Here is a 22999-nt window from a genome sequence, read left to right on the forward strand (position 1 = left end):
GACTCCGGCGGCGGTGCCGACGCCCCCGACCGGCTCTGCGGGCACCGAGCGGCGGCACACCCTCTTCGCCAGCGACCTGGACCGCACGCTCATCTACTCCGCCGCGGCGCTCGGCCTCACCGTGCCGGACGCACAGGCGCCGCGGCTGCTGTGCGTGGAGGTCTACGGCTCCCGCCCGCTCTCGTACATGACCGAGACCGCCGCCCGCACGCTGGTGGAGGTCGCGGGCCGCACCGAGTTCGTTCCCGCGACCACCCGCACCCGGGAGCAGTACGCCCGGGTCCACCTGCCGGGACCGCCACCGCGGTTCGCGATCTGTGCCAACGGCGGCCATCTGCTCGTCGACGGCGAGAGCGACCGGGACTGGCACCGTGAGGTGCGGCGTTCGCTCTCGCGGGACTGCGCACCGCTCGAGGAGGTGCGCGCGCACCTGCGAAGCACCGGCGACGAGCGCTGGCTGCTCAAGGACCGGGTCGCCGAGGACCTCTTCGCCTATCTGGTGGTCGACCGCGAGCAGCTGCCGCCGAACTGGGTGAAGGAGCTGGCCGTCTGGGCCCGGCCCCGCGGCTGGTCCGTCTCCCTGCAGGGGCGCAAGATCTACGCCGTACCGGCCCCGCTCACCAAGAGCGCGGCGCTTGGGGAGGTGGCCCGCAGAACGGGCGCGGAGACCGTCGCCGCGGCCGGGGACTCACTGCTGGACGCCGATCTGCTGGACGCCGCCGACCTCGGCTGGCGCCCCGGCCACGGTGAACTCGCAGACTGCGGCTGGCAGTCCGAGCACATCACCGCTCTGGACGTCCGCGGAGTACACGCGGGGGAGATGATCCTGGCCGAGGCGCTGCGTACTGCTGCCGGCTGAACGCGTACGCGCGGCGCTCCCGCTCGGCCTCCTCGGGGTGGCGGGCGCGCCAGTACGGGTTGCTGTGGTCGAGCCCGCCGGAGACCCGTCCGTACATTCCGAAGATCAGCAGCAGCAGGCCGACGGCGAAGCTGAACAGCACGTTCTGCAGCCCGAAGTTGAGGATGTTGGCGCTGGTCTCCAGCAGTGCCAGGTTGACGAAGCCGCTGAGCAGGAAGGCGATGCCCAGCACGATGTCGAGGGTGGAGGCGAAGTTCCCGCCGCGCACCGCGCCGACCAGGAGCAGCAGGCCGACAACGACCGACAGCACACTGAGCGCTCCGTTGGTGCTGAGTCCGCCGACGGTGTCGTTGCCGGTGCTGAAGAACCCGAGCCGGTCCACCAGACCGAGGACGCCGAACGTCAGCAGCACCAGGCCGACGAGTGCGGAGCCGAAGCGGTAGACCCGACTCAGACCGTTGTCGACCGGCAGATGCTCGTCCAGCTGGATGTTCAGTTGCCGCCGAAGGGGCTGGGCGAACGCCATGGCCGCCTCCTCGCCGTGGAAGTCAGGGCTCTTCCAGCATCGGCGCCCGTCGCCACGAGGACAAGCGCAGTCCGGTGACCTGCATCTCCGGCCCGCGGACGACGGCAGCGCGGCGGGTCAGCGGGGCAGCCGGGCCAACGGGCCGACGAGGCGGCTGTCGGACGGTGGCCCGGCCCGGCAGTGCGGCGGGTCAGCCGCAGCAGCCGCCACCGCAGCAGCCGCCTCCGCCTCCGGACGCGGCGGCGGGCGCGGGTGCGCCGGCAGCCGTACCGCCCACGGCGACGGCGGACAGCAGCTTGACCGTGTCCCCGTGTCCCTGCGGGCAGTTGGCGGGCGCGCCGGACTCGGCCATCGGCCGGCTCAGCTCGAAAACGGCGGCGCACTCGCGGCAGCGGTACTCGTATCTCGGCATAGCGGGCAGGATAGCCCGCCACGACCGTCCCGCCGCACGCGGCAGCCGCCCGGCCCGCTCAACCCGGCCCGCTCAACCCGGCCCGCCCCGTCCGTCCCGCCAGCCCCTGGTGTCCGTCCCGTCCGTCCCGCCCACCCTGTCCCGCCCGACCACCGCGTGAACGGGCCACCGGGCCGACAACGCTCGTGGTCACCGCGCCTAATCGCCCGCGCGGGACTCGCGGATGTTCTGCACCACCGAGCCGACCGTCTCCTTGATCGCGTCCAACTCGACCAGGAACTGCCAGTAGTCGGGGTGGCGGCCACCGGTCTCCAGCGCCGCCACCGCCCGTTCCAGCCGCTCCACCGAGCTGTCCAGCGGACCGGCGTGCCGAGGCTCTGGGGTGCTGCGCCCGGCCATCGCCAGCCGCTGCGCGTCCCTGATCGCGAACCTGACCTGCTCGGTCTCCTTCTCCCGGCTGAACGAGACCTCGTTGAGCCGTTGGAGCCGCTCGCCCGCGGCGGCCACCGAATCGTCGGCGGTGGCCAACACGGCACGTACGGACGCCAGCAGATCGCCGGCGTCGCCCCAGCGCTGCTCCTGCCGGGCACGCTGGGCGTCCCGCAGCTTCTCCTCCGCCTGCCGGGACGCGCGCTGCGCCTGCTCCGGCACCTGCTGGAGGTCCTGCCAGCACGCGGCGCTGAAACGGCGGCGCAGTTCGCTGAGGACCGGGTCGACCTTCTCCGCGCGGTTGGCCAGTGCCTGGGCCCGGGTGCGCAACGAGGCCAGACGGCGGTCCAGCTCGACGGCCTGCTCGGGCAGCCGCCTCGCTTCCTCGGCCAGCGCCTCGGCCTGCCGCTGCACCTGCTCGGCGCGCTGGATCGTGGGGCGTACGCCGTGCTGCCCGGCGCCCTGGTTCAGCTTGGTCAGCTCCGGCCCGAGCTGAGCGAGCCGCGCGGCCAGGTCGTCGGAGTTCAGCCCCGCGGCGCGCACCCCGTCCAGCGCCTGGGTGGCGGCGAGCAGCGCCTGGCGCCCGCGCTCGACCGCGGGGGCGACCTGGGCGAGCTGGCTCTCGGCGTGCTCCAGCAACTCGCCGAGGCTGTGGGCGAAGCGGCTGAGGTCGGTCCTGGTCTGCTCCAGCCGGCCCTTGACCCGGTTCAGATCGTGCAGAGCCCGGGAGGCGGCGGCGGAGTCCAGGCCGTCCCGGTCCAGATCATGAGCGTCGACGACGTTGATGTACTCGTGGCTGTTCGTGTCGATCCGCTCGCCGAAGGCCGCGAAATCCGCCGCGGCCTTGCGGGCCGGCGGCGAGTTGTCGACCGCCGTGATGGTCTCGATGGAGATCCGCAGATCGCGCTGGGCCGTGTCCAGCTCGTAGAACGCCGCCGCGGCAGCGTCCTTCGCGGCCTGCGCGTCCGCCCGCAGACCTTCCACCCGTCCGCTGCCGAAGCCCCAGCGCCTGGCACCGCCCCCACTCATCCCTGTCACGCAATCCTCTCCCGTGCGACGCCCTGAAGCCGAAGGTCATTGTCCCATCCCCACGGCCAAGTCGGAGGGGCCCGGTGCGGTACGCTGTCAGCGCATTCGCAGGGGCGCATAGCTCAGCGGTAGAGCGCTTGCCTTACAAGCAAGATGTCACTGGTTCGATCCCAGTTGTGCCCACTCCAGAACTTCTGACCAAGGGCCCGTCGCAGGTCAGCGACGGGCCCTTGGCGCGTCCTGAGCGACCGACTGAGCGACTGGTGGTCTGTGGTGGCTCCCCCTCTCCCCTTCTCGTCGGCCTCCTGGTGGGCGGGACCAACCGGCCCTGGGGGCGGTCGGGTTGGTCGGGGTTCGGGGGTGCGGGCCTGTGGTGGACTGTCTCCATGAGCCGCGTTCTGTATCTCCTCTCGTGCGCCGCGCAGCCGGTGCAGCACCTCGATCGGGCGGTTCGCCTGGCGCAGCGCGAGGGCTGGGAGGTCTGCCTGGGCCTGACTCCGACCGCGGCGGCGTGGATCGCCGACGAGCTGGACGGGCTCGTGGAGCTCACCGGGCGCCCGATCCGTTCCGCACAGCGGATGTTGGGCGAGACCAGCCCCTGGCCGGACCCGGACGTCTCGGTGATCGCCCCGGCGACGCTGAACACCGTGAACGCGATCGCGCTCGGCCTCACCCCGAACTGGGCCACCGGGCACGCGGTCGAAGTGATCGGCAGACGGCGGCCGTTGGTGGTCATGCCGTGTGTGAACAGCGAGTACGCCCGCCATCCCCAGTTCGACCGGTCCGTGGACACGCTGCGCGGAGCAGGGGTGCGCGTACTTCTGGGCGGCCCGGACGGGTACGTGCCCCGACCGCCCGGGGAGGGCGAGCCGGACAGCTACCCCTGGAGCCTGGCACTGAACGCCGCGGCCGAACTCGCCGCCGGGCGGCCCGAGTAGGGTCCGGGACCCGGCCGGACCCCGGCCGCCCGGATGCGCCCGATGCACCGGTCGTACGGTGTGCGTCCCGGCGTCCCGGTGCCGGTGCTGGCGCCACTGCGGGTGGCGGTGTCGCTCGCCGGGCCGAAGGAACGGCGTCCGCCCGGCGCGCTCCCTCGCCGAGCGGTCAGGCGGCGGCCGAGGAGGGGCGGTGGCGGGTGAGGACGAACGCGGCCACCGAGCCGGCCGCGAGGAGCGCCACCAGGGAGAGGGCCGTGGTGCCCCAGTTGACGCCGAGCAGACGGCCGCCCACGTAGCCCAGACCGACGCTGTAGCCGGCCCAGACGAGCGCCGCGACCGCCGACCACGGCACGAACTCCCGTGCCGGGCGCTGTGTGACGCCGGAGGCCACGCTCATCACCGTGCGGCCGGCGGGCGCGAAGCGGGCGAGGACGAGGAGCGAGCCGCCGCCCTTCAACACGACGTCGCCGAGCCTGCGATGGGCGCGCCTCAGCCGTCGGGACCGTTCGATGTGCGCGGAGAAGCGTGCGCCGCCGTGGCGGGCGAGCAGGAAGGCGGTGACGTCGCCGAGTACGGACGCGGTGGCCGCGCAGAGCAGCAGGAACACCAGTTCCGGCAGATGGGCGGCGGAGGGCGGCGGCGAGGTGAGGGTCGCGACGTCGGCCGCGGTGGTGCCGGCCGCGGCGGTGGCGGCGGTGATCACCAGGTAACCGCTGGGCAGGAACGGCACGAACACGTCGAGGAGCACGGACGTCACGATGAGGACGTAGATCCACGGCTCGTAGATCAAAGTCCCCAGAGCGTCCAGCACCCGCTACTCCCCGTGTCAGCCCCGACGTCGGAGCGGCTTACCGCCGTAAAGACTACGCCGGGGTCCCTCACACGGTCCCCTTGGGGAGGAGTTCGCCGACCGGGAGGCACACCGCGAGGAGAGTGGCTCCCGCGGGACCACGGTGCGCCGCACCGCCCGACGCGCGTCCCGTTCGGGCGCGCAACCCCCAGTGGAGGAGTACGAGATGGCGATGCCGACGAGGAACGGGACCCGGGCGCTGCTGGCGGCCGTGGGAGCGGTGGCGCTGCTGGCGCCCGCCGCCACGGCGACGGCGACCGGTACGGGTGCGAGGACCGACCACGAGGAGCCGCTGCGTCACCAGTCGGCCCAGTACGCGCCGCAGACGTCCCCGGAATCCGAGCGTGCGCCGGGGGGAAGCTGGATCGCGGCGGGCGGCAGTTTCGAGAAGGCCGGGGACGGCCGGGTGCCTGCAGCGGTCACCTACGACAGCGCGGTGCCGGTCGGCTCGGGCGTGACGGTGGCGCAGCGGCTGACCGGCAAGGGCACCGGCGTGATGCTGTGGGTGGACGGGCTGGAGTCCGACCGCTCGTTCGGCGCACATGTGCACACCAAGCCCTGCGGCGCCCGGCCGGACGACTCGGGCCCGCACTACCAGCACCGGGTCGACCCGGTGCAGCCGTCGGTGGATCCCGCCCACGCCAATCCGCGCAACGAGGTGTGGCTCGACTTCGACAGCGACGCCGAGGGCTCGGGACGGGCGTCGGCCAAGCAGAAGTGGAACTTCCGCGAGGGCGGGGCGCGTTCGGTGGTGATCCACGAGCACTCGACGCACACGGAGGAGGGGCACGCGGGCCAGGCCGGTGCCCGACTGGCCTGTGTGAACGTCCCGTTCGCCGCCGCGGGCTGACCGGCTGACGCCCTGGGCGGCCGGCCGGGCGCCGTACCTGCGCCGTCCGCCGGGTCGGCCCGGCAGCCGCCGGGCAGCGGGCGACCGACGCCGCGGCCCCGAGCGAACCGTCGCTCGGGGCCGCGGCGTTGCGTGCCGGCTGGGAGGCGGCCGGCAGGGGCTGTCGGGAGAACAGCCCGGGGCCGGGGTCAGCAGGCGTTGAGCGCGCTGGTCAGCGCGGCCTTCTCCGCCTCGTCGACGTTCATCGCGTAGTCGCTCTTGATACCGACCCAGGAGCGCGCGTAGACGCACTGGTAGCCGGCGCGGGGCATCCAGTCGGCCGGGTCCTTGTCGCCCTTGGAGCGGTTGGAGCTCGCGGAGACGGCGATGAGCTGAGCGGCGGTCAGGTTGTTGGCGAACGACTGGCGCTTGGACTCCGACCAGTCGGTCGCGCCGGAACGCCAGGCCTCGGCCAGCGGCACGATGTGGTCGATGTCGATGTCGGAGGAGTCGTTGACGGTGGTGTCGTCGTACTCCGAGTACCAACTGCCGCCGACCGCGCGGCACTGGTCGTCGGTCTCGACGTTGGTGCCGTCGCGCTGGAGCACGATCTCGCGGGTGTCGCAGTTGTCGCCCTGGCTGATCCAGTGCGGGAACAGGTCGCGGTCGTAGCCGTCCATCGAGCCGGGGGCGGCGACGGGGAGCCCGTTGAGCAGGCTGAGCGCCTCGGCCTTGCTGGGCGGCGTGGGCGGCGCCGCCTGGGCCGCCGGCGTGCTGAGCGCGAGTCCGCCGAGGAGTCCGGCCGCCGCCGCGGCCGCGATCGCCGGCATGCGGAGCTTACGCGCGTAGAAGCCGCGAGCGGTGGACTTGTCGTTCTCTGCCATGGGAACTCCCTGCGAGTGGGGGGAAGTCGGATGCCGTCCGGGGTGTGGGGCCCGAAGGCATGCTGGCCCCGTCAGGTTGCGGCGGGGCGGTGCGCAGGTAACAGAGTGGCGACATGAGCACGTCAGGGCAAGGGGTGTATCGGGTGAACGCCCGTTCTGTGGTGGTCGGTTCCCGAGGAAGCAGACGTTCCGCCCCCGGTGGACCGGCGTGCGGGGACACCGACCGGCCGCGCGGGAACGGGAGTTCGGGCAGGTGTTCCGGAGTGCGCGCGAGCGCCGAGAGGTGAGAGGGGCCCGGGTCCGGGCTCGGGCGCACACCACCGCGCGCTCCCGGGTACGTGCGCGTCGCTCGCCGTACGGGAGCGGGTCGGTCCTGCCCGCTCCCCGGGCGTCCGGGGCGATCGGGGCGTTCGGCGCGTGCGGCGCACACCGCGGGCGGCCCGTTCCGGGAGGTCCGCGGCGTGGTGGCGGGGGCGGCTGCGGGGGTGGTTCGGGCGCGGGTGGGTGTCGTAGGGTGGACGACCTGAAGGGGAGTAGCTCTTCGCCGGAACGTCGACACACTGGGCGGTTCACACCGCCCCGGCGCCCGGAGCGCACCGCGTGCGGTGCGCCAGCGAGACCTTCGGCCGCAGTGTCCTGCACACTGCCGTGCCGAAGTCTGCGCTCTTCGCCCGGTCCTCGGTACGGCCCAATCGACGAGGATCCCCAGATGTTCAGCTTCAGCGTCGCCGCGGTGACGTTCGGTGTCGTCTTTCTCGCGGAGCTTCCCGACAAGACCGCGCTCGCCGGGCTGGTGCTCGGCACCCGCTTCAAGGCGTCCTATGTCTTCGTCGGCGTCGCCGCCGCCTTCGCCGTGCACGTCGCACTCGCCATCGCCGCCGGCAGTCTGCTCGGCCTGCTGCCGCAGCGGCTGCTGGCGACGATCGTCGGACTGCTCTTCCTCACCGGCGCGTTCCTTCTGCTGCGGCACAAGGACGAGGAGGAGGGGGAGGTGAAGAAGCCCGCCGACCAGTCGTTCTGGAAGGTGGCGGGCAGCGGCTTCATGCTCATCCTGGTCGCCGAGTTCGGCGATCTGACCCAGATCATGACCGCCAACCTGGCGGCCCGCTACGACAGTCCGCTCTCGGTGGCGGTCGGCGCGGTGCTGGCGCTGTGGGCGGTGGCGGCGATCGGCATCGTGGGCGGCCGGGCGCTGATGAAGCGCGTACCGCTGGGTCTCATCACCAGGGTCGCGGCCGGTGTCATGGCCGTGCTCGGTCTGTGGAGTCTCTACGAGGCGGTCGCCGGCTGACCGAACCGCCTCGGGCCCCGGCCCGGCCCGGTGCGTGTCCGGTACCGGGGCGGGGCCCGAAGTGTTCGAAGGGCGGCGGCCGGGCCGCGGACAGCGTCAGCCGTGGTGGGGCGCGAGCCGCAGCCGCACCCGCCCGTCCGGCAGCAACTCGACGCCCACCGCGGTCAGATCGGGCACCCGGGCGGTGGGCGCGGAGTCGGCGAGATGGGCGCCGATGCCCAGTACGGGCATTCCGGCGGCCCGGGCGGCGCTCACGCCGGCCACCGAGTCCTCCAGCACCAGGCAGTCCGCGGGGGCGAAGCCGAGCTCGGCCGCGGCTTTCAGGAAGCCCTCGGGATCAGGCTTGCTCGCACCGACCGACTCCGCGGTGATCCGCAGCTCGGGCACCGCGAGTCCGGCGGCGCCCATCCGCGCCTCGGCGAGCGCCAGGCTCGCGGAGGTCACCAGCGCGTGCGGCGCGGTGGCGATGGCGTCGAGGAACTCCGGGGCTCCGGGGATCGGTACGACGCCCTCGGTGTCCTCGACCTCCTGCGCGAGCAGACGGCGGTTGTCCGTGAGGTTCTCCGCGAGCGGACGGTCCGGCAGCAGCGTCGCCATGGTCGCGTACCCCTGGCGTCCGCGGCCGAGCCGGATGGCCCGCTCGGGGTCGACGCCGTGCTCGGCCGCCCAGCCGCGCCAGACCCGCTCCACGGCGGCGTCCGAATTGACCAGGGTGCCGTCCATGTCGAGCAGCAGGGCGCGGGTGGTGAGCAGAGTGGCTTCGGTCATGGTGACGTGCTCCGGGTCGCTGGGCGTACGGACCTGGGCGGTGCGTACGGATCTGCGGTGCGTACTGGTCCGCGGCGCGTACTGATCCGGGACGGATCCGATCGCGGCGCGAATCTCTCCTGCGATCGTACGGAGGCGCCGCTCGCGGACGGGGCGGCGGCCTCGGCGGAGTGGACGGCCCGGAGCGCGGGCTCCGGGCCCGGGTACATCAGTGGCTCCGTCCGCCGGTCAGGGATACCCGCTGTCAGGAGCGGGAACGAACGGAGCCACTTTGTTTCTCCACTGTACAAAACCTGTCCCGGCCGCGCCAGCCCCGTCGAGGGACCGCTTGTGCCCGTTTTCGCCCGCCTCTCCGAGGTGCCGCCCGCACTCCGCCTCCCCTCCGCAACCTGCCGCCAGAGGCGCCCCGCCGCCCCCGGGCCGGCACTCGCTCACGCCGGGAAACCGCCACCCGAGGCCGACGCCCGTGGGGTCCCGCCGCTCAGCAGGACGTCCTGCCGTTCAGGGCTGAGCATGGAGAGATGACGCAGGCGCCCCCGACTCCGGAGCGAAGCGCCCAGGACAAGCGCACTCTGTACCTCGCCCTGGGCGCACTGTTGATGGGCATGCTGCTCGCGGCTCTGGACCAGACGATCGTCTCCACCGCGCTGCCGACCATCGTCAGCGACCTCGGCGGCATGGACCATCTCTCCTGGGTGGTGACCGCCTATCTGCTGGCGGCGACCGCGGCGACTCCGCTGTGGGGGAAGCTCGGCGACCAGTACGGGCGCAAGAGGCTCTACCAGGGCGCCATCGTCATCTTCCTGATCGGTTCGGCGCTGTGCGGTCTCGCTCAGACCATGGTGGAGCTGATCGCCTTCCGCGCGATCCAGGGGCTGGGCGGCGGCGGTCTGATGGTGCTCTCCATGGCGATCGTCGGGGATCTGGTGCCGCCGCGGGACCGCGGGCGCTACCAGGGCCTCTTCGGGGCGGTGTTCGGTGTCACCAGCGTGCTCGGCCCGTTGCTGGGAGGGCTCTTCGTCGACCATCTCAGCTGGCGGTGGGTCTTCTACATCAACCTCCCGCTGGGGGCGCTCGCGCTGGTGGTGATCGCCGCGGTGCTCCACATCCCGGTACCGGACCGCAGGCATCACATCGACTACCTGGGAACGCTGCTCATCGCCTCGGTCGCCACCTGCGTGGTACTGGTCACCTCGCTCGGCGGGACCGAGTGGGAGTGGTCCTCGGCGCAGGTGTACGGGCTGTCGGCCGCGGCGCTGGTCCTGCTGTACGCCTTCGTGCGGGTCGAGCGGCGCGCCGTGGAACCGGTGCTGCCGCCGCACCTGTTCCGCAACCCCACCTTCTCCATCAGCTCGCTCATCGGCTTCGTCATCGGATTCGCGATGTTCGGCACGATGATCTACCTGCCGACCTTCCTCCAGGTCGTCCACGGCGTCTCGCCCACGCTCTCGGGTGTACACATGCTCCCGATGGTGCTGGGCATCCTCACCAGCTCGACGCTCTCGGGCCAGCTGGTGAGCCGTACGGGCCGGTGGAAGGTCTTCCCGATCCTGGGTACCGCCGTGATGACGGTCGGGCTGCTGCTTCTGCACAACCTCGACGAGCACAGCACCAACTGGCAGATGAGCGGCGCCTTCCTGGTCTTCGGCCTGGGGCTCGGCCTGGTGATGCAGGTGCTGGTCCTGATCGTGCAGAACACGGTCGACTACGCGCACCTCGGGGTCGCCACCTCCGCCGCGACGTTCTTCCGTTCCATCGGCGCCTCGGTCGGGGTCTCGGTGTTCGGCGCGATCTTCGCCGCCAAGCTCGGCCCGCGGATGGAGGACGTGCTCGCCGGACAGCGGCTGCCGCCCGGCGTGACCCCGGAGTCCCTGCAGGAGGACCCGAGGGCCGTCGCCGAGCTGGGTCCGCAGGCGCGTACCGGAGCGCTGCACGCGTACGCCGAGTCGATCACCGACGTCTTCGTCTGGGCCGCGCCCATCACCGCACTGGCCTTCGCGCTGGCCTGGTTCCTGAAGGAGACGCCGCTGCGCAAGAGCGTGCAGGCGCCGGAGGGAAGCCAGACACTGGGCGCCAACCCGGTCGAACGCTCGTCCCGCGACGAGCTGTGCCGTGCGCTCAGCGTCCTCAGCAGCCGGGAGGGGCGGCGGGACCTGTACGCGCGCCTCACCGAGCGGGCCGGCCTGGACCTGCGGCCCGCCGCGGGGTGGTTGCTGCTGCGGATACGGCGCCACGGGGCCGTCGAACCCGCCCTCATCGCCGACCGGCACGAACTGGACCGCGAAGTGGTGGCGCACGGGGCGCGGCAGCTGGAGGAACGCGGACTCGCCTACCGCGAGGGCATCCCGCTGATGCTCACCGAGCGCGGGGTGGAGGCAGCGGCCAGGGTCGCCCAGGCGCGCGAGGAGGCGCTCGGCGAACTCCTCGGCGACTGGTGGGGGCCGGACCGCCCGCGCGATCTCTACGAGCTGGTGCACGAGCTGTCCGACGAGCTGGGCGGCGGGCGCAACGAGACGCCCCGCAACCATGTCCGGGACGTCTGATCGCGCCCCGCAGCCAAGCCGACAGGACCGTCCCCGCCGCCCCTGCCGCCCCGCCCGGTGCTACTTGGGCGCCGCCTGCTGCACGACCTCGAAGGACCAGAGCGTCGAGCCGGTGGCCGCGGGCTTCGGCCGCTCGCCGCCCGTGCCCTCGCCGCCCGTGCTCTCGCCGGACTGCCCGCTCCCGCTCTCGCCGGACTGCCCGGCGCCGCGCTGGTGGGCGGCCTTCATCGGGCCCTCCATCCACGCCCGGAAGGACTCCTCGTCGCGCCACCGGGTGTACACCAGGTACGTGTCGGTGCCCTCGACGGGGCGCAGCAGCTCGAACCACTCGAAGCCGTCCGCGCTGTCGACGGTCCCCGCACGGGAGGCGAAGCGCTTCTCCAGCACCTCCCGCTGCTCCTCGGGAACTTCGAGCAGATTGATCTTGACGACGCTCACGGCCGGCACTCCTGTCCTCGTCACGACTGGTCTCGCGCCGCGCCCGTTTCACCCCGCGAGCAGGCGTCCGACCTGGAAGAACCACGATCGCACGCCGTCCCGCGGGCCCGGCGACCGCGTCCCTGCGGCTCTTCCGCAACCCGGCCGGACGGTGTGCCGGTGAGCTTCCGGCCGGCGGACGGATTCGACCGCGGGGGAGCGGCGTGGAAAGCTGACGGGCTTGTGCGGCCGGACTCGGGTCGACTCATACTGGGTTCCGGTCAGGTGACAGAGTGATGTCCTGCGTCTGACATCCGGGACGACAGTTCCCCGGGTGGGGGACGGACGAGGCTGGGCACGGGGACGTGAGTTGAGCAAAGAGACAGGCGAGCGGGCCGTGCGGCTGCGTTCGCGGAGCATCGTGACAGTGGCACTGCTGTGGCTCGTGACCGGGGCACTGGCAGTGCGGCAGCTGGTGGTGACCTGGAGCGGTTCCCACGAGCCGCGGTTGACCGAGGTCACCGCCTGGCTCGCGCGCAACAGTGCGCCCGCCTCCCCGCAGGCCGTCTACGACAACGACGCCTTCACCGGCACGCCGTTCGCAGCCGCGCTGCTGCGGCCGTTCGCCGCGCTCAACCGCGACCTCTTCGAGGTGCTGTGGGCGCTCGGCCTGCTCGCCCTGGTCGCGGCCCTCGCGGTGCTGGCGCTGCGGCGGATGCCGGACGGCCCCGCGGGCGCGGCACTGCGGTACGCGCTGCCGCTGAGCCTGGCCGTGCTGCTGGTCTCCGAGCCGGTGCGGTCGATGTTCTCCACCGGCGAGGCCGGCGTCGTGCCGACGCTGCTGGCGCTCCTCGGCGTGGTGTACGGCGCCAGACCGGCTTGGCGCGACCTCTCGCCGGTGGTGCCGGTCGGCGGTCTGCTGGTGGGCCTGGCCGCGGCGCTCCAGCCCGTACTGCTGCTGTTCGCCGGTCTGCTGTGGCTGCTGGGCAGACGGCGCGAGGCGCTGACCGGAACGGCGACGTTCCTGCTGGCCTCGCTGGTCGCCTGGGCGGCGATGCCGGCGCCCTCCGCGGACTACTGGCTCGGCCACTTCGCCGGAGTGGGGCTCGGCGGCGCTCCCGACGAGGTCGGCAACCAGTCCCTGCACGGTCTGCTGCTGCGGCTCGGGCTGTCGGGGCCGCTGGAGATCGTGCTCTTCCTGCTGCTCGCCGCGGCCGTGGTCGTGCTCGGTCTGCGGCGTGCCGTCCGGTATGCGCAGGACGGTCAACTGCTGTTGGCGGCGGCGCTGGTGGGCTGCGTCGTCGTCGCCGTCTCGCCGGTCGCCTGGCAGCACCAGCAGCTGTGGATCCTGCTCGCGCTGGTGGGCCGGATCGGTCGCCGCAAGGGCGACCGGCTGGTGTGGCCGGTGCTGGTCGTCATGGTGCTCAGCCTCAGCTCCGAAGCGCTGGTGCCCAAGATCGCCTGGTTGGCCCCGCTCGGTGAGAACGCGCCGCTGCTGGTGGCGCTCGCCGCCGCGCTCGCGCTGCCGTTCGTCTCCCGCACCTCGCCCGCCTGGGACAACCCCGAGCCGTCCGGCCCGTTCAGCCGACCGCATCTGATGCTGGAGCTGCTGCTCATCCGGGTCGGCTACTTCGCGTACTCCTACGTGCGTTCGCTGGCGCCGGACAGCCGGGAGATCGCCGAGGGGCACGGTCAGCAGATCCTCGACCTGGAGCAGGCACTGCACCTGGACTGGGAGCTGTGGATCAACGAGGTCGTGGCTCGTACGGCATGGCTCGAGAGCAGCATGAACTTCTACTACGGGGCGTTCCACTTCCTGGTCCCCGTCTCCGTGCTCGCCTGGCTCTATCTGCGCCGCCCGCCGACCTACCGCTGGGCGCGCAACGCACTGTGCTACGCCACGCTGCTGGGCCTCGTCGGCTTCCTGCTCTACCCGCTCGCACCGCCGCGGCTGATGCCGGACCACTCCTACGTCGACACCATCAACGGCCCGCAGGACTTCGACGATCCGAGCTTCGGCGTGCTGACCGGCGTCTCCAACCAGTACGCGGCGATGCCCTCGCTGCATGTGGGCTGGTCGCTGTGGGCGGGCATCGTGCTCATCCGGGCCAGCCCCTGGCTCTGGGCGCGCCTGCTGGGCTGGATGTATCCGCTGCTCACCACCGTGGTGGTGATGGGCACCGCGAACCACTATCTGCTGGACGCCGCCGGCGGCGCGGTGGTGGTGGCCGCCGGGTTCGTGCTGGCGGGCCTCTGGCGGCGCTTCGGCCCCGGCCGTTCGGCCGCCCTGTCCGGTGCCGACGCGGACACCGGGGCGCCGCCCGCTGCGGACGCCGCCGACCGGGCGGAGGCCGGCAGCGGCCGGGATGCTTCGGCCGACGGCGACTCCGACGGCGCGCACGACGGGCGGGAGCCGCTCACGGCCGGTTCCGCGCGGTCGACGGCCCCGCGCCCGCGCGAGGCCGGTGAACGGGTGACTGTCCCGGCCCGCAGGAGCGCGGGCTCCGGTGCCGCGGGTGCGGACAAGGACGCGGACCAGGACGGAGACGGCGCCGGCTCCGAGCCCGTACTCAACTGAGCCGACCCACCGGGCTGTTCGCACCGGCACCGGTACGTACCCGTATCGGCCGGCGCCGGTACCGGCTCTCCGGTACGGCCCACCCCGGTGCGACCGGGCCCCGGCTGCGGGTGGCCGGCTCAGTCCGCGGCCGGAGCCGGCCGGTCGGGCCGGCCGGGCAGGTCGGGCACGTCGGGCCGGCCGGGCACGTCGGGCACGTCGAAGGCGGCCCGCCGGGTGGCTCGCCGCAGCGCCCGCAGGACGGTCGCGCCGAGCGTCAGCGTCAGTACGACGGTGAGCAGCGCCCTGGGCAGGTCCCAGCCGAGCGAGGTCGCCAGCCAGTACGCCGTGAATCGGGCCAGGTTCTCGGTCACCGGATCGCCGGGCACGAAGGAGATACCGCTGCTCAGCCCGGCGATGTAGGTCCAGCCCTGGAGGTTCATCACCAGCCCGTACGCCGCCGAGGCCACCGCGCCGTAGACCGCGAGCAGGGCCAACTCCCCGCGTCCGCGCAGGTTGTCGGCGCCCGGCAGCAGTCCGGCGCCCATCGCGACCCAGCCCATCGAGAGCATCTGGAAGGGCATCCACGGGCCGACGCCGCCGGTCAGCAGCGCCGAGGCGAACATGCAGACGGCGCCCAGGACGAAGCCGAACCCCGGGCCGAGCACTCGGCCGGCGAGCACCATCAGGAAGAACATCGGCTCGAGTCCGGCCGTGCCCGCGCCCAGCGGTCGCAGTGCGGCGCCGGCGGCGGCCAGCACCCCGAGCATGGCGACCGCCTTGGCGTTCAGCCCGGTGTCGGCGATGGTCGCGACGACCACGGCGATCAGCAGCGGCAGCAGCGCGGCGAAGAGCCAGGGGGCGTCCCGGGAGTGGGCGAGCCCGGAGGCGGAGTCGGCCAGCAGCGGCCAGCCGAAGGCCACCACCCCCACCGCGGACACCAGCCCGAGCGCGAACGCCGAACGCCCGCCGAGCCGGACGGCCCGCGCCTGCCGGTCCGGCGCCTGCCGGTCCCGTGCCCGCCGCTCCCGCGCCTGCCCGTCCGGTGCCGTCCCGCCGGTGCCGCCCGACGTGCTGCCGGGCCCCTCGGCGGGAGTCGCCGGGTCCGCCTCGTGCCGCTCGCTCATCGGTCGTCCGCCAGCGCCGCCCGGACCTGCGGCATCGTCAACCAGCGCTGCGGCGCGAGGATCTTGGCGATCTGCGGTGCGAACGCCGGTGAGGAGACGACGACTTCGGCGGTCGGACCGTCCGCGACGAGTTCGCCCTGCGCCATGATCAGCACCCGCCCGGCGGACTCGGCGGCCAACTCCACGTCGTGGGTGGCCAGCACGATCGCGTGGCCGCGGGCGGCGAGTCCGCGCAGGACCGTCACCAGTCGCGACTTCGCGGCGTAGTCCAGTCCCCGGGTCGGCTCGTCCAGCAGGATCAGCGGGGGAGCGGCGGTGAGGATGATCGCCAGGGCCAGCGCCAGCCGCTGTCCCTCGGAGAGGTCGCGCGGATGGGTGTCGTCGGCGATGTCCGGCAGCAGTTCGGCGGTCAGCGCCCGGCAGCTGCCCGGCTCGGCGCCCGCGTCGCGGTCGGCGGCCCGGCACTCGGCGGCGACGGTGTCGGCGTACAGCAGGTCGCGGGGCTCCTGGGGCACGAGGCCCACGTGCCGGAGCAGTTCGCCCGGGGGCGTGCGGTGCGGTTCCAGTCCGCCGACCCGTACGGTGCCGCCGGCCGGCTCGTGGCCGCCGACCAGGGCGCGCAGCAGGGTCGACTTCCCCGCGCCGTTGCGGCCCATGAGCGCCACCGTCTCCCCGGCCCGTACGGTCAGCGACAGCTCGTGCAGCACGGTGCGGCGGCCGCGCCGTACCCGCAGCCGCTGGGTGCGCGCCAACTCCTCGCCCGGCACCGGACGTTCGGTCTCCGGCTGCCGGTCGGCCAGCTGTTCGCGCAGGCCGGACGCCCGGCGGCGGGCGTCGCGCACCGACAGCGGCAGCGGCGTCCAGCCCGCGAGCCGGCCGAGCGCCACGACCGGTGGCCGGACCGGGGAGTGGGCCATCAGCTCCGCCGGTTCGCCGGACCGGGCGCGCTCGCCGGGGCCGGGCAGCAGGACGAGCTGGTCGGCGTAGTGCACCACCCGCTCCAGCCGGTGCTCGGCCATCAGCACCGTCGTCCCCAGGTCGTGGACCAGGCGCTGGAGCACGGCCAGCACCTCCTCGGCGGCGGCCGGGTCGAGTGCGGAGGTCGGCTCGTCGAGGACCAGCACCCGCGGGTGGGGAGTGAGGACGGACCCGATGGCGACACGCTGCATCTGGCCGCCGGAGAGCGAGGCGATCGGCCGGTCGCGCAGTTCGGCGAGGCCCAGCAGGTCCAGGGTCTCCTCGACGCGTCGGCGCATCGTCTCCGGCGGCAGCCCGAGCGACTCCATTCCGTAGGCGAGCTCGTCCTCCACGACGTCGGTGACGAAGTGCGCGAGCGGGTCCTGGCCCACTGTGCCGACGACGTCCGCCAGTTCGCGCGGCCGGTGGGTACGGGTGTCGCGGCCGTCGACGGTCACCCGCCCGCGCAGCGTGCCGCCGGTGAAGTGGGGGACGAGCCCGGAGACCGTGCCGAGCAGCGTCGACTTGCCGACCCCGGACGGGCCGACGAGCAGGGCGAGTTCGCCCTCGGGGACGGTCAGGTCGACGCCGGTGAGCGCGGGCGCGGGGGCGCCCTCGTAGTGCACCGAGACCTCCTCGAAGCGGATCATCGGCTGTCCTCCTTCGTGGGTGCGCGGTCCGCGCCCGCGTCGGGCGGCCGTGGTGCCACCACGGCGGGCAGCAGCCCCAGCAGCGTCAACGCGGCGGGCCACAGCGGGAGTTCGGGCGCTGCCAGCGGCACCGCGGGCGGATTGAGCAGCTGCGGATCGCTCGCCGCACCCCAGAGCATCGCCGCCGCGACCGCGCCGCCCGAGGCCGCGACCAGCCAGGCGCGCGGACCCCAGCGGTCCGGCCGGTAGCGGGTGCGCACCGCGCGTCTGCCGCCGAGCCGGAGTCCGGCGAGCGCGGCGGCGAGTCCCAGGAGCAGCAGCGGCAGACCGAAGACCGCTCCCTCGGCGGCGAGCAGCCCGTAGGTGCCCGCGCACACCCCCAGCAGCCCGCCGAGGGTGAGGACGTTGGTGAACAGCCGCACCGAGCGCGGCACTCGGGCGCTGCGCCCGTACCCCCGTGCGTCCATCGCCGCGGCCAGGGCGACCGAGCGCTCCAGCGCCCCCTCCAGTACCGGCAGCGCCACCTGGAGGATCGCCCGCACTCCTCGGTCGCTGCGTCCGCGCAGCCGTCGCGCGGCCCGCAGCCGCTGCACGTCGGCGACCAGGTGCGGGGCGAACGTCATGGCCACGACCACCGCGACCCCGACCTCGTACAGCGCTCCGGGCAGGGACTTCAGCAGTCGGGCGGGATTGGCGAGCGCGTTCGCCGCGCCCACGCAGATCAGCAGGGTGGCCAGCCGCATACCGTCCTGGAACGCGAACAGCAGCCCCTCGGCGGTGACCCGGCCGCCGAGCCGTACGCCCTGGGCCCAGTCGGGCAGCGGGACTTCGGGCAGTACGAACAGGGTGTGGGTGCCCGGGATCGGCGAGCCGAGCAGCACCGCGAAGACCAGCCGGATCGCCAGCACCAGCAGCGCCAGCTTCACGAAGGTGCCGTACGCCCGTGCCCAGGGGGCGTCGGTGCGCCGGGCGGCGACGACGTACCCGGAGACCGCGACGAGCAGGGCGAGCAGCAGCGGGTTGGTGGTGCGGGAGGCCGCGGTGGCGAGCCCGAGGGCCCACAGCCACCACGCGCCGGCGTGCAGCGCGGCGGCACGGCTGTCCTCGGGCGCGCGCAGACCGGCCGCCAGCCGCGAGGTGTGAACCGGGCTCACGGGCGGCGGCGCCGTACCTGTCGGGCGGCCCCCGCGGCGAGGAGGATCAGGACTCCGACACCGATGTAGAGCGGCGCGGTCGGCCCGCCGTCCTCGACCGCGTCGCCTCCGTCGGCGCCCGAACCGTCGCGGTCGTCCCCGGAGTTGTCCGGTTCGTCCTTGCCGGCGCCCGAGATGCGTTCGCCGCAACCGGACTTCGGGTAGCCCTCGATCGCGCACAGCAGCGCCGAGGAGTCGTAGCGCAGCGGCGGGGCCTCGGCCGCCAGCGCGTCCGCCGCACTGCCGCGGGGCTCCAGCAGGGCGCAGGCGGTGTGTGGCTCGGGGGGCTTCTCGCCGGAGGGCGCGTCGGCCACGGTCCCGGGGTCGACGACCAGTGCGACGCGCTTCTTCCCGGCCGCGGGGCCGGTGTCCGCGCAGATCTCCCGGAAGTCCGCGCTCGGCCGCGGTGTCGCACCGTCGCCCCGGCCGTCGCCCGTTCCTCCGGTCTCGCTGTCGCCGTCACCGGCGCCGTCACCGGCACCGTCACCGGCGTCGCGGCTCGCGGTGAAGCGGAAGCCGACCACCTCGCCGTCGTCGGGCCGCAGCCCGGCGGGCCCCTGCTGGGCGTACCGCCACTCGCCCTGTTCGCTCGCGGTCCAGAACGACCAGTAGCGGTAACCGCCGTCCGCCGCTTCCGCCGGCACGGCGCCGGTCACCGGCGCCACCAGCGAGAGGACGGCGGCGACGGCCACCAGCGACCCGGCCCGCACCGACGCACGGACGCACTCGATGCGCATCAGCTGTTCTTGCCGCCCTTGCGCATGCTCATCAGCAGTCCCAGGCCGATACCGGCGACCAGCGCCACTCCCACGATCCACAGCACGAGATTCGATCCTCCGTCGTCTTCCTCGGCCTCGTCCGCGCCGGCGTCCTCGGGCTCGGACTTCTCCGGCTCGGGGCCGGTGGCGTTCAGCCGCTTCACCAGGTCGGTGTCGGCGAAGTCGGTCGCGTCGCCGCCCGAGGCGTGCACCGCCAGCACGAGCTGGGCGAGCGCGGCCGGGTTGCCTGCGACACCGTCCCAGCCCTTGATGTTCTTCTCCAGCCAGCCCAGCGGCCGTGCCGCCGCGCCCGGTTCGCCGATGCCGGCGAGCGCCAGGGCGGCGAGCGCGGTGCTGCCGTGGTCGGGCTGGTCCTGCGCGCCGGGTGTGACCGAGGGCAGAAAGCCCTTGTTCTCCTTCAGCGCGCCGCTCAGATACGCGGCGGCGGCCTTGGCGCTGTCCTTCTGCGCGTAGGTGTCGTCCTCGCCGCAGGAGGGCGCGGCGACCTCGGTGGCGTCGCCGTCCTCGGCCGCCGCGGGCCGGTCCGCGGCGACGGAGGCGAAACCGGAGCCGTGTGCAGCCAGCGCGGCGGCGACGGTCGCGGCGTCGTTGGCCGCCAGCTCGCCCTTCTCCGGCATGTACGCGAAGGCACCGCGCTCGCCCGCATCCGCGTCGCAGCCCAACTGGAGTGCGCGCAGGGCGTCGTAGGGCGTGCGGTCACCGGTCCTGGAGACGACCTCGCCGGGCTTCTCGCCCGCGGCGGCCAGCGCGCCGACCACCAGCGCGGTGGAGTTGGCGTCCGAGTCGCCGCCCGGGTTGTAGCCCCAGCCGCCGTCCTTGTTCTGCACGGACTTCAGCCAGGTCACCGAGGCGGCGACGGTCTTGCCGTGACCGCCGAGCCGGGCCAGCGCCTGTACGGCCGCGCCGGTCGCGTTGGTGTCGGCCGCGTCCTCGCCCGAGCCGCTGCCGCAGGGCTCGCCGGGGTCGGGGCGGTAGGCGGTGAACGACCCGCCGTCGCACTGCTGTTGGGCCAGCCAGTTCACCGCCTTCTTCGCCGGTACGACGCCGACCGCGTCCTGCGCGAGGAGCGCGAGGGACTGTCGGTAGACCCCGTCGTACTGCGGGTCGGCGCTCCCGTACAGGCCGGAGGGGAGCTTCGGCTTCGGCGAGGGCGACTCGTCGGCCAGAGCGGCGGGCGCCCCGAGGACACCGGCCGAGCCCAGCAGGGCCGCGCCGGCGAGGACCGCCGCGCTGCGACGCAGGAACATTCTCGATGCCTTTCGGTGAGCGGCCGCGGTCACCGCGCACCGGGAGAGGCCACACCGCGTGTGGGGCTCTGCCGGGCTCAGCATCCGCGTTCCGCGACGGTGCCGGCACCGTCGTGCCGGGAGCCGCGGGCACCCCGACCGCCGTCGACGCGCCCGCCTGGCGTCCACGTGCGGGTGCTCCGGCTCGCGGGCGCGTACGCCGCCGGGTCCGGGCGTCGGGCGCCCGGGGCGTACGGTCCGCTGACGGTTGCGGGTCAGCGCCGGATTCCCACCGGCTTCCCCCGTGCGTGGACGTGCGTTGTGCACCGGCCACTGTAGCGCCGGCCCGAACGCCACCCGCCGGACGCCCGCCCATCGCCCGCACACCGGACGCCCGCTCCGCACCGCACGTCCCGCGCCGCCCGTCCGGTGGCAGTGCGCGGCGGGCTCCGCAGCCGGTGCGGGCGGTCAGCCCCGGTCGTCGGGGATCGGGGTGGCGGCGGGAAGCTCGACCAGCCGGCAGACCGTCTCGATGTCGGCCTTCACCTCGCCGATCGACGCCCGCCCGGAGAGCCAGGTGATCAGCGTCGAGTGCCAGGTGTGCTCCACGACCCGGGCCGCGGCCATCTGCTGCGCGTTCGGCGGCCCCTCCAGACGCATCGCGTCCAGGATGATCCGCCTGGTCAGCTGGGAGACGACGTCGACCTCCTGGCTGACCGAGCGGTCGGCGAACAGGCAGGCCCGCACCATCGCGTCCGCCAGCTGAGGGTCGCGCTGGAGCCCGCGGAAGGCACGCATCAGAGTGTTCGCCACCCGGGCGGCGGGCTCGGCGTCGGTGGGCGGTCTGCGGTGGAGTCCGTCGTGCAGCTGCCTGAGCTGGTCCTGCATGGTGGCGACCAGCAGATGGACCTTGGAGGGGAAGTACCGGTAGAGGGTGCCGAGCGCCACCTGGGAGGAGTCGGCCACCTCGCGCATCTGCACGGCGTCGAACCCGCCGCGCCTGGCCAGCCGGACGCCGGCCTTGAGGATGCGCCGTCGGCGCTCCTCCTGGCGCTCGGTCAGGGGAGTGGCAGCGGACGGGTTCGACGGTGTGGTCATGAGGGGGGAACAGCTCCGGATCTGACGAGGTGAGCGAGCACGAGACCCACTCCGGGCGGGCCGGCGAAGCGGCCCGTGGTGGTGGGAATCACCGGTTCCGCCCCGGCGGGCGAGGTGACCGGCCGGTAGATTCGTGCGGTGAGCACCGAAGACGCGCACTCAGTGAGGACGCCTCACCGGAACGCACTTCTGTAACTTGTTCTAGCTTATCGCGAGCGACTACGCTCACACAGAAGCTTCCGGCGAGTAACCAGTCGTGGAATCCCGGCTGGCCAGTGAGAAAGGGCCGCGTGTGAACGCTGAGGCCGTACGGGACCCGTCTCCGCGACAGGCAGCCGCAGACCTCGCCGACGGTCCGGTGGGCGACGGCGGCCTGCGCATCGCCCTCCTCACCTACAAGGGCAATCCGTACTGCGGCGGGCAGGGCGTCTATGTCCGCCACCTCTCGCGGGAGTTGGCCCGGCTCGGCCACCGCGTCGAGGTGATCGGCGCCCAGCCCTACCCGGTGCTCGACGAGGGCGTCCCCCTCACCGAGCTGCCCTCGCTGGACCTCTACCGTCAGCCCGACCCGTTCCGCACGCCCCGGCCCGGCGAGTACCGCGACTGGGTCGATGCCGTGGAGGTCGCCACCATGTGGACCGGCGGCTTCCCCGAGCCGCTGACCTTCTCGCTGCGCGCCCGCCGTCATCTGGCGGCCAGACGCGGGGAGTTCGACGTCATCCACGACAACCAGACGCTCGGGTACGGGCTGTTGGGCGATCTCGGCGCGCCGCTGGTGACCACCATCCACCACCCCATCACCGTGGACCGGCAGTTGGACCTCGACGCCGCGCAGGGCCCGGTCCGCCGCGCCTCGGTCCGCCGCTGGTACGGCTTCACCCGCATGCAGCGCCGGGTCGCCCGGCGGCTGCCCTCGGTGCTGACCGTCTCGGGGACCTCGCGCCGCGAGATCGTCGAACACCTCGGTGTGCGGCCCGAACGCGTCGACGTGGTGCACATCGGCGCGGACAGCAGGCTGTTCTCGCCCGACCCGGCCGTACCGACCGTGCCGGGCCGCATCGTCACCACCTCCAGTGCCGACGTGCCCCTCAAGGGGCTTGTCCACCTCGTCGAGGCGCTGGCCAAGACCCGCGCCGAGCACCCCGACGCCCATCTGGTCGTGGTCGGCAAGCGCGCCGAGGACGGACCGGTCGCCGCCGCCATCGAGCGGTACGGGCTGGGCGGGGCCGTCGAGTTCGTCAAGGGCATCTCCGACCGGGAGCTCGCCGACCTGCTGCGCAGCGCCCAGGTCGCCTGCGTTCCCTCGCTGTACGAGGGCTTTTCGCTGCCGGCCGCCGAGGCGATGGCCACCGGCACGCCGTTGGTCGCCACCACCGGCGGCGCCATCCCCGAGGTGGCCGGACCCGACGGGGAGACCTGCCTCGCGGTGCCGCCCGGCGAGGCCGGAGCGCTGGCCGCGGCGCTCGGTCGACTGCTCGGCGACCAGGAGCTGCGGGCCCGCCTCGGCACCGCCGGACGGGAACGTGTTCTCGCTCGCTTCACCTGGGAGCAGGCGGCCCTGCGCACCGCCGACCGCTACCGGGAGGCCGTCGCGCGCGGCGCCGCCGCCCGCTGACCCGCCGTCGGAGCCGCGGCGC

General features: G+C 73.6%; 20 protein-coding genes, 1 tRNA gene and 1 riboswitch. Of the genes, 8 read left to right on the top strand and 13 right to left on the bottom strand.

Annotation, left to right across the window (positions count from 1 at the left end; all coding sequences use genetic code 11):
* Positions 1–13: 13 nt before the first annotated feature.
* Positions 14–859 carry an HAD family hydrolase gene (locus MTQ01_RS08830; protein WP_247489150.1) on the top strand — a complete coding sequence of 282 codons (846 nt, stop codon included), beginning with the start codon at positions 14–16 and terminating at the stop codon, positions 857–859.
* Here the strand turns inward: MTQ01_RS08830 and MTQ01_RS08835 are convergent.
* The 3 genes from MTQ01_RS08835 to MTQ01_RS08845 all read right to left on the bottom strand — a co-directional run bounded on the left by MTQ01_RS08835 (position 783) and on the right by MTQ01_RS08845 (position 3255).
* Positions 783–1385: a DUF4383 domain-containing protein gene (locus MTQ01_RS08835; RefSeq protein WP_247488329.1), complete on the bottom strand. Its 603-nt coding sequence runs from the start codon at positions 1383–1385 to the stop codon at positions 783–785. The genes MTQ01_RS08830 and MTQ01_RS08835 overlap by 77 nt on opposite strands.
* Positions 1386–1575: 190 nt before the next feature.
* Entirely contained in the window at positions 1576–1797 is a 222-nt protein-coding gene (locus tag MTQ01_RS08840) for a zinc ribbon domain-containing protein (protein WP_247488331.1), read from the bottom strand.
* Between the two features lie 198 nt (positions 1798–1995).
* Positions 1996–3255: a hypothetical protein gene (locus MTQ01_RS08845; RefSeq protein ID WP_247488333.1), complete on the bottom strand. Its 1260-nt coding sequence runs from the start codon at positions 3253–3255 to the stop codon at positions 1996–1998.
* A 111-nt stretch (positions 3256–3366) separates the two neighbouring features.
* On the opposite strand from MTQ01_RS08845, the gene MTQ01_RS08850 reads away from it, so the two are divergent.
* Both MTQ01_RS08850 and MTQ01_RS08855 read left to right on the top strand, forming a co-directional pair.
* Positions 3367–3438 (top strand) — tRNA-Val (locus MTQ01_RS08850).
* Positions 3439–3641: 203 nt separating this feature from the next.
* Complete coding sequence (locus MTQ01_RS08855; protein ID WP_247488335.1) at positions 3642–4193, top strand: flavoprotein; 552 nt, start codon at positions 3642–3644, stop codon at positions 4191–4193.
* Between the two features lie 166 nt (positions 4194–4359).
* On the opposite strand, the gene MTQ01_RS08860 is transcribed toward MTQ01_RS08855, so the two are convergent.
* Positions 4360–5004, bottom strand: coding sequence for a VTT domain-containing protein (locus tag MTQ01_RS08860; protein WP_247488337.1), 645 nt, complete (start codon positions 5002–5004; stop codon positions 4360–4362).
* A gap of 205 nt (positions 5005–5209) precedes the next feature.
* Here MTQ01_RS08860 and MTQ01_RS08865 point away from each other — a divergent pair, with 205 nt between their 5' ends.
* On the top strand, positions 5210–5893 hold the full coding sequence (locus tag MTQ01_RS08865) for a superoxide dismutase family protein (protein WP_247488338.1): 684 nt from the start codon (positions 5210–5212) through the stop codon (positions 5891–5893).
* Between the two features lie 188 nt (positions 5894–6081).
* Here the strand turns inward: MTQ01_RS08865 and MTQ01_RS08870 are convergent, their stop codons facing one another.
* Positions 6082–6756, bottom strand: a complete 675-nt coding sequence (locus tag MTQ01_RS08870; RefSeq protein ID WP_247488339.1) for an HNH endonuclease family protein — start codon at positions 6754–6756, stop codon at positions 6082–6084.
* 709 nt (positions 6757–7465) lie between these two features.
* Between MTQ01_RS08870 and MTQ01_RS08875 the strand changes: the two genes are divergently transcribed.
* Complete coding sequence (locus MTQ01_RS08875) at positions 7466–8047, top strand: TMEM165/GDT1 family protein (protein ID WP_247488341.1); 582 nt, start codon at positions 7466–7468, stop codon at positions 8045–8047.
* Between the two features lie 96 nt (positions 8048–8143).
* On the opposite strand, the gene MTQ01_RS08880 is transcribed toward MTQ01_RS08875, so the two are convergent.
* A complete protein-coding gene (locus MTQ01_RS08880) occupies positions 8144–8815 on the bottom strand; it encodes an HAD-IA family hydrolase (protein ID WP_247488343.1) in 672 nt (223 codons plus the stop codon).
* A 521-nt stretch (positions 8816–9336) separates the two neighbouring features.
* On the opposite strand from MTQ01_RS08880, the gene MTQ01_RS08885 reads away from it, so the two are divergent.
* Positions 9337–11358 carry an MFS transporter gene (locus tag MTQ01_RS08885; protein WP_247488345.1) on the top strand — a complete coding sequence of 674 codons (2022 nt, stop codon included), beginning with the start codon at positions 9337–9339 and terminating at the stop codon, positions 11356–11358.
* A 60-nt stretch (positions 11359–11418) separates the two neighbouring features.
* On the opposite strand, the gene MTQ01_RS08890 is transcribed toward MTQ01_RS08885, so the two are convergent.
* Positions 11419–11796 (bottom strand): antibiotic biosynthesis monooxygenase, encoded by a 378-nt coding sequence (locus MTQ01_RS08890; protein WP_247488347.1) that lies wholly within the window; start codon positions 11794–11796, stop codon positions 11419–11421.
* Positions 11797–12145: 349 nt separating this feature from the next.
* Here MTQ01_RS08890 and MTQ01_RS08895 point away from each other — a divergent pair, with 349 nt between their 5' ends.
* Entirely contained in the window at positions 12146–14353 is a 2208-nt protein-coding gene (locus MTQ01_RS08895) for a bifunctional glycosyltransferase 87/phosphatase PAP2 family protein (protein ID WP_247488350.1), read from the top strand.
* A 119-nt stretch (positions 14354–14472) separates the two neighbouring features.
* Here the strand turns inward: MTQ01_RS08895 and MTQ01_RS08900 are convergent, their stop codons facing one another.
* From MTQ01_RS08900 to MTQ01_RS08925, 6 genes are all read right to left on the bottom strand, one after another.
* The gene (locus tag MTQ01_RS08900; RefSeq protein WP_247488353.1) at positions 14473–15459 is read right to left on the bottom strand and encodes an ECF transporter S component; all 987 of its coding nucleotides are present in this window, start codon (positions 15457–15459) and stop codon (positions 14473–14475) included.
* A complete protein-coding gene (locus MTQ01_RS08905) occupies positions 15456–17066 on the bottom strand; it encodes an ABC transporter ATP-binding protein (protein WP_247488355.1) in 1611 nt (536 codons plus the stop codon). The genes MTQ01_RS08900 and MTQ01_RS08905 overlap by 4 nt, the downstream gene beginning before the upstream one ends.
* Positions 17063–18220: an energy-coupling factor transporter transmembrane component T gene (locus MTQ01_RS08910; protein ID WP_374207659.1), complete on the bottom strand. Its 1158-nt coding sequence runs from the start codon at positions 18218–18220 to the stop codon at positions 17063–17065. Before MTQ01_RS08910 ends, MTQ01_RS08905 begins: the two co-directional genes overlap by 4 nt.
* Positions 18217–18996 (bottom strand): SCO2322 family protein, encoded by a 780-nt coding sequence (locus tag MTQ01_RS08915; RefSeq protein WP_247488356.1) that lies wholly within the window; start codon positions 18994–18996, stop codon positions 18217–18219. The genes MTQ01_RS08910 and MTQ01_RS08915 overlap by 4 nt, the downstream gene beginning before the upstream one ends.
* Positions 18996–20285: a prenyltransferase/squalene oxidase repeat-containing protein gene (locus tag MTQ01_RS08920; protein ID WP_247488358.1), complete on the bottom strand. Its 1290-nt coding sequence runs from the start codon at positions 20283–20285 to the stop codon at positions 18996–18998. The genes MTQ01_RS08915 and MTQ01_RS08920 overlap by 1 nt, the downstream gene beginning before the upstream one ends.
* Positions 20286–20457: 172 nt before the next feature.
* Positions 20458–20567, bottom strand: a riboswitch (cobalamin riboswitch).
* Positions 20568–20732: 165 nt separating this feature from the next.
* Positions 20733–21362 (bottom strand): TetR family transcriptional regulator, encoded by a 630-nt coding sequence (locus MTQ01_RS08925; RefSeq protein ID WP_247488359.1) that lies wholly within the window; start codon positions 21360–21362, stop codon positions 20733–20735.
* 292 nt (positions 21363–21654) lie between these two features.
* Between MTQ01_RS08925 and MTQ01_RS08930 the strand changes: the two genes are divergently transcribed.
* Entirely contained in the window at positions 21655–22977 is a 1323-nt protein-coding gene (locus tag MTQ01_RS08930; protein ID WP_374207661.1) for a glycosyltransferase family 4 protein, read from the top strand.
* The last annotated feature ends 22 nt before the right edge of the window (positions 22978–22999 follow it).

This window comes from Streptomyces sp. XM4193, assembly GCF_023072595.1.
Lineage (GTDB): Bacteria > Actinomycetota > Actinomycetes > Streptomycetales > Streptomycetaceae > Streptomyces.

Bases quoted from the DNA above. Each gene is read 5' to 3' on its own strand.
- MTQ01_RS08875 (WP_247488341.1), top strand. From the start codon at position 7,466: ATGTTCAGCTTCAGCGTCGCCGCGGTGACGTTCGGTGTCGTCTTTCTC.
- MTQ01_RS08925 (WP_247488359.1), bottom strand. From the start codon at position 21,362: ATGACCACACCGTCGAACCCGTCCGCTGCCACTCCCCTGACCGAGCGC.
- MTQ01_RS08915 (WP_247488356.1), bottom strand. From the start codon at position 18,996: ATGCGCATCGAGTGCGTCCGTGCGTCGGTGCGGGCCGGGTCGCTGGTG.
- MTQ01_RS08900 (WP_247488353.1), bottom strand. From the start codon at position 15,459: ATGAGCGAGCGGCACGAGGCGGACCCGGCGACTCCCGCCGAGGGGCCC.
- MTQ01_RS08855 (WP_247488335.1), top strand. From the start codon at position 3,642: ATGAGCCGCGTTCTGTATCTCCTCTCGTGCGCCGCGCAGCCGGTGCAG.
- MTQ01_RS08840 (WP_247488331.1), bottom strand. From the start codon at position 1,797: ATGCCGAGATACGAGTACCGCTGCCGCGAGTGCGCCGCCGTTTTCGAG.
- MTQ01_RS08865 (WP_247488338.1), top strand. From the start codon at position 5,210: ATGGCGATGCCGACGAGGAACGGGACCCGGGCGCTGCTGGCGGCCGTG.
- MTQ01_RS08870 (WP_247488339.1), bottom strand. From the start codon at position 6,756: ATGGCAGAGAACGACAAGTCCACCGCTCGCGGCTTCTACGCGCGTAAG.
- MTQ01_RS08920 (WP_247488358.1), bottom strand. From the start codon at position 20,285: ATGTTCCTGCGTCGCAGCGCGGCGGTCCTCGCCGGCGCGGCCCTGCTG.
- MTQ01_RS08845 (WP_247488333.1), bottom strand. From the start codon at position 3,255: ATGAGTGGGGGCGGTGCCAGGCGCTGGGGCTTCGGCAGCGGACGGGTG.
- MTQ01_RS08905 (WP_247488355.1), bottom strand. From the start codon at position 17,066: ATGATCCGCTTCGAGGAGGTCTCGGTGCACTACGAGGGCGCCCCCGCG.
- MTQ01_RS08835 (WP_247488329.1), bottom strand. From the start codon at position 1,385: ATGGCGTTCGCCCAGCCCCTTCGGCGGCAACTGAACATCCAGCTGGAC.
- MTQ01_RS08880 (WP_247488343.1), bottom strand. From the start codon at position 8,815: ATGACCGAAGCCACTCTGCTCACCACCCGCGCCCTGCTGCTCGACATG.
- MTQ01_RS08885 (WP_247488345.1), top strand. From the start codon at position 9,337: ATGACGCAGGCGCCCCCGACTCCGGAGCGAAGCGCCCAGGACAAGCGC.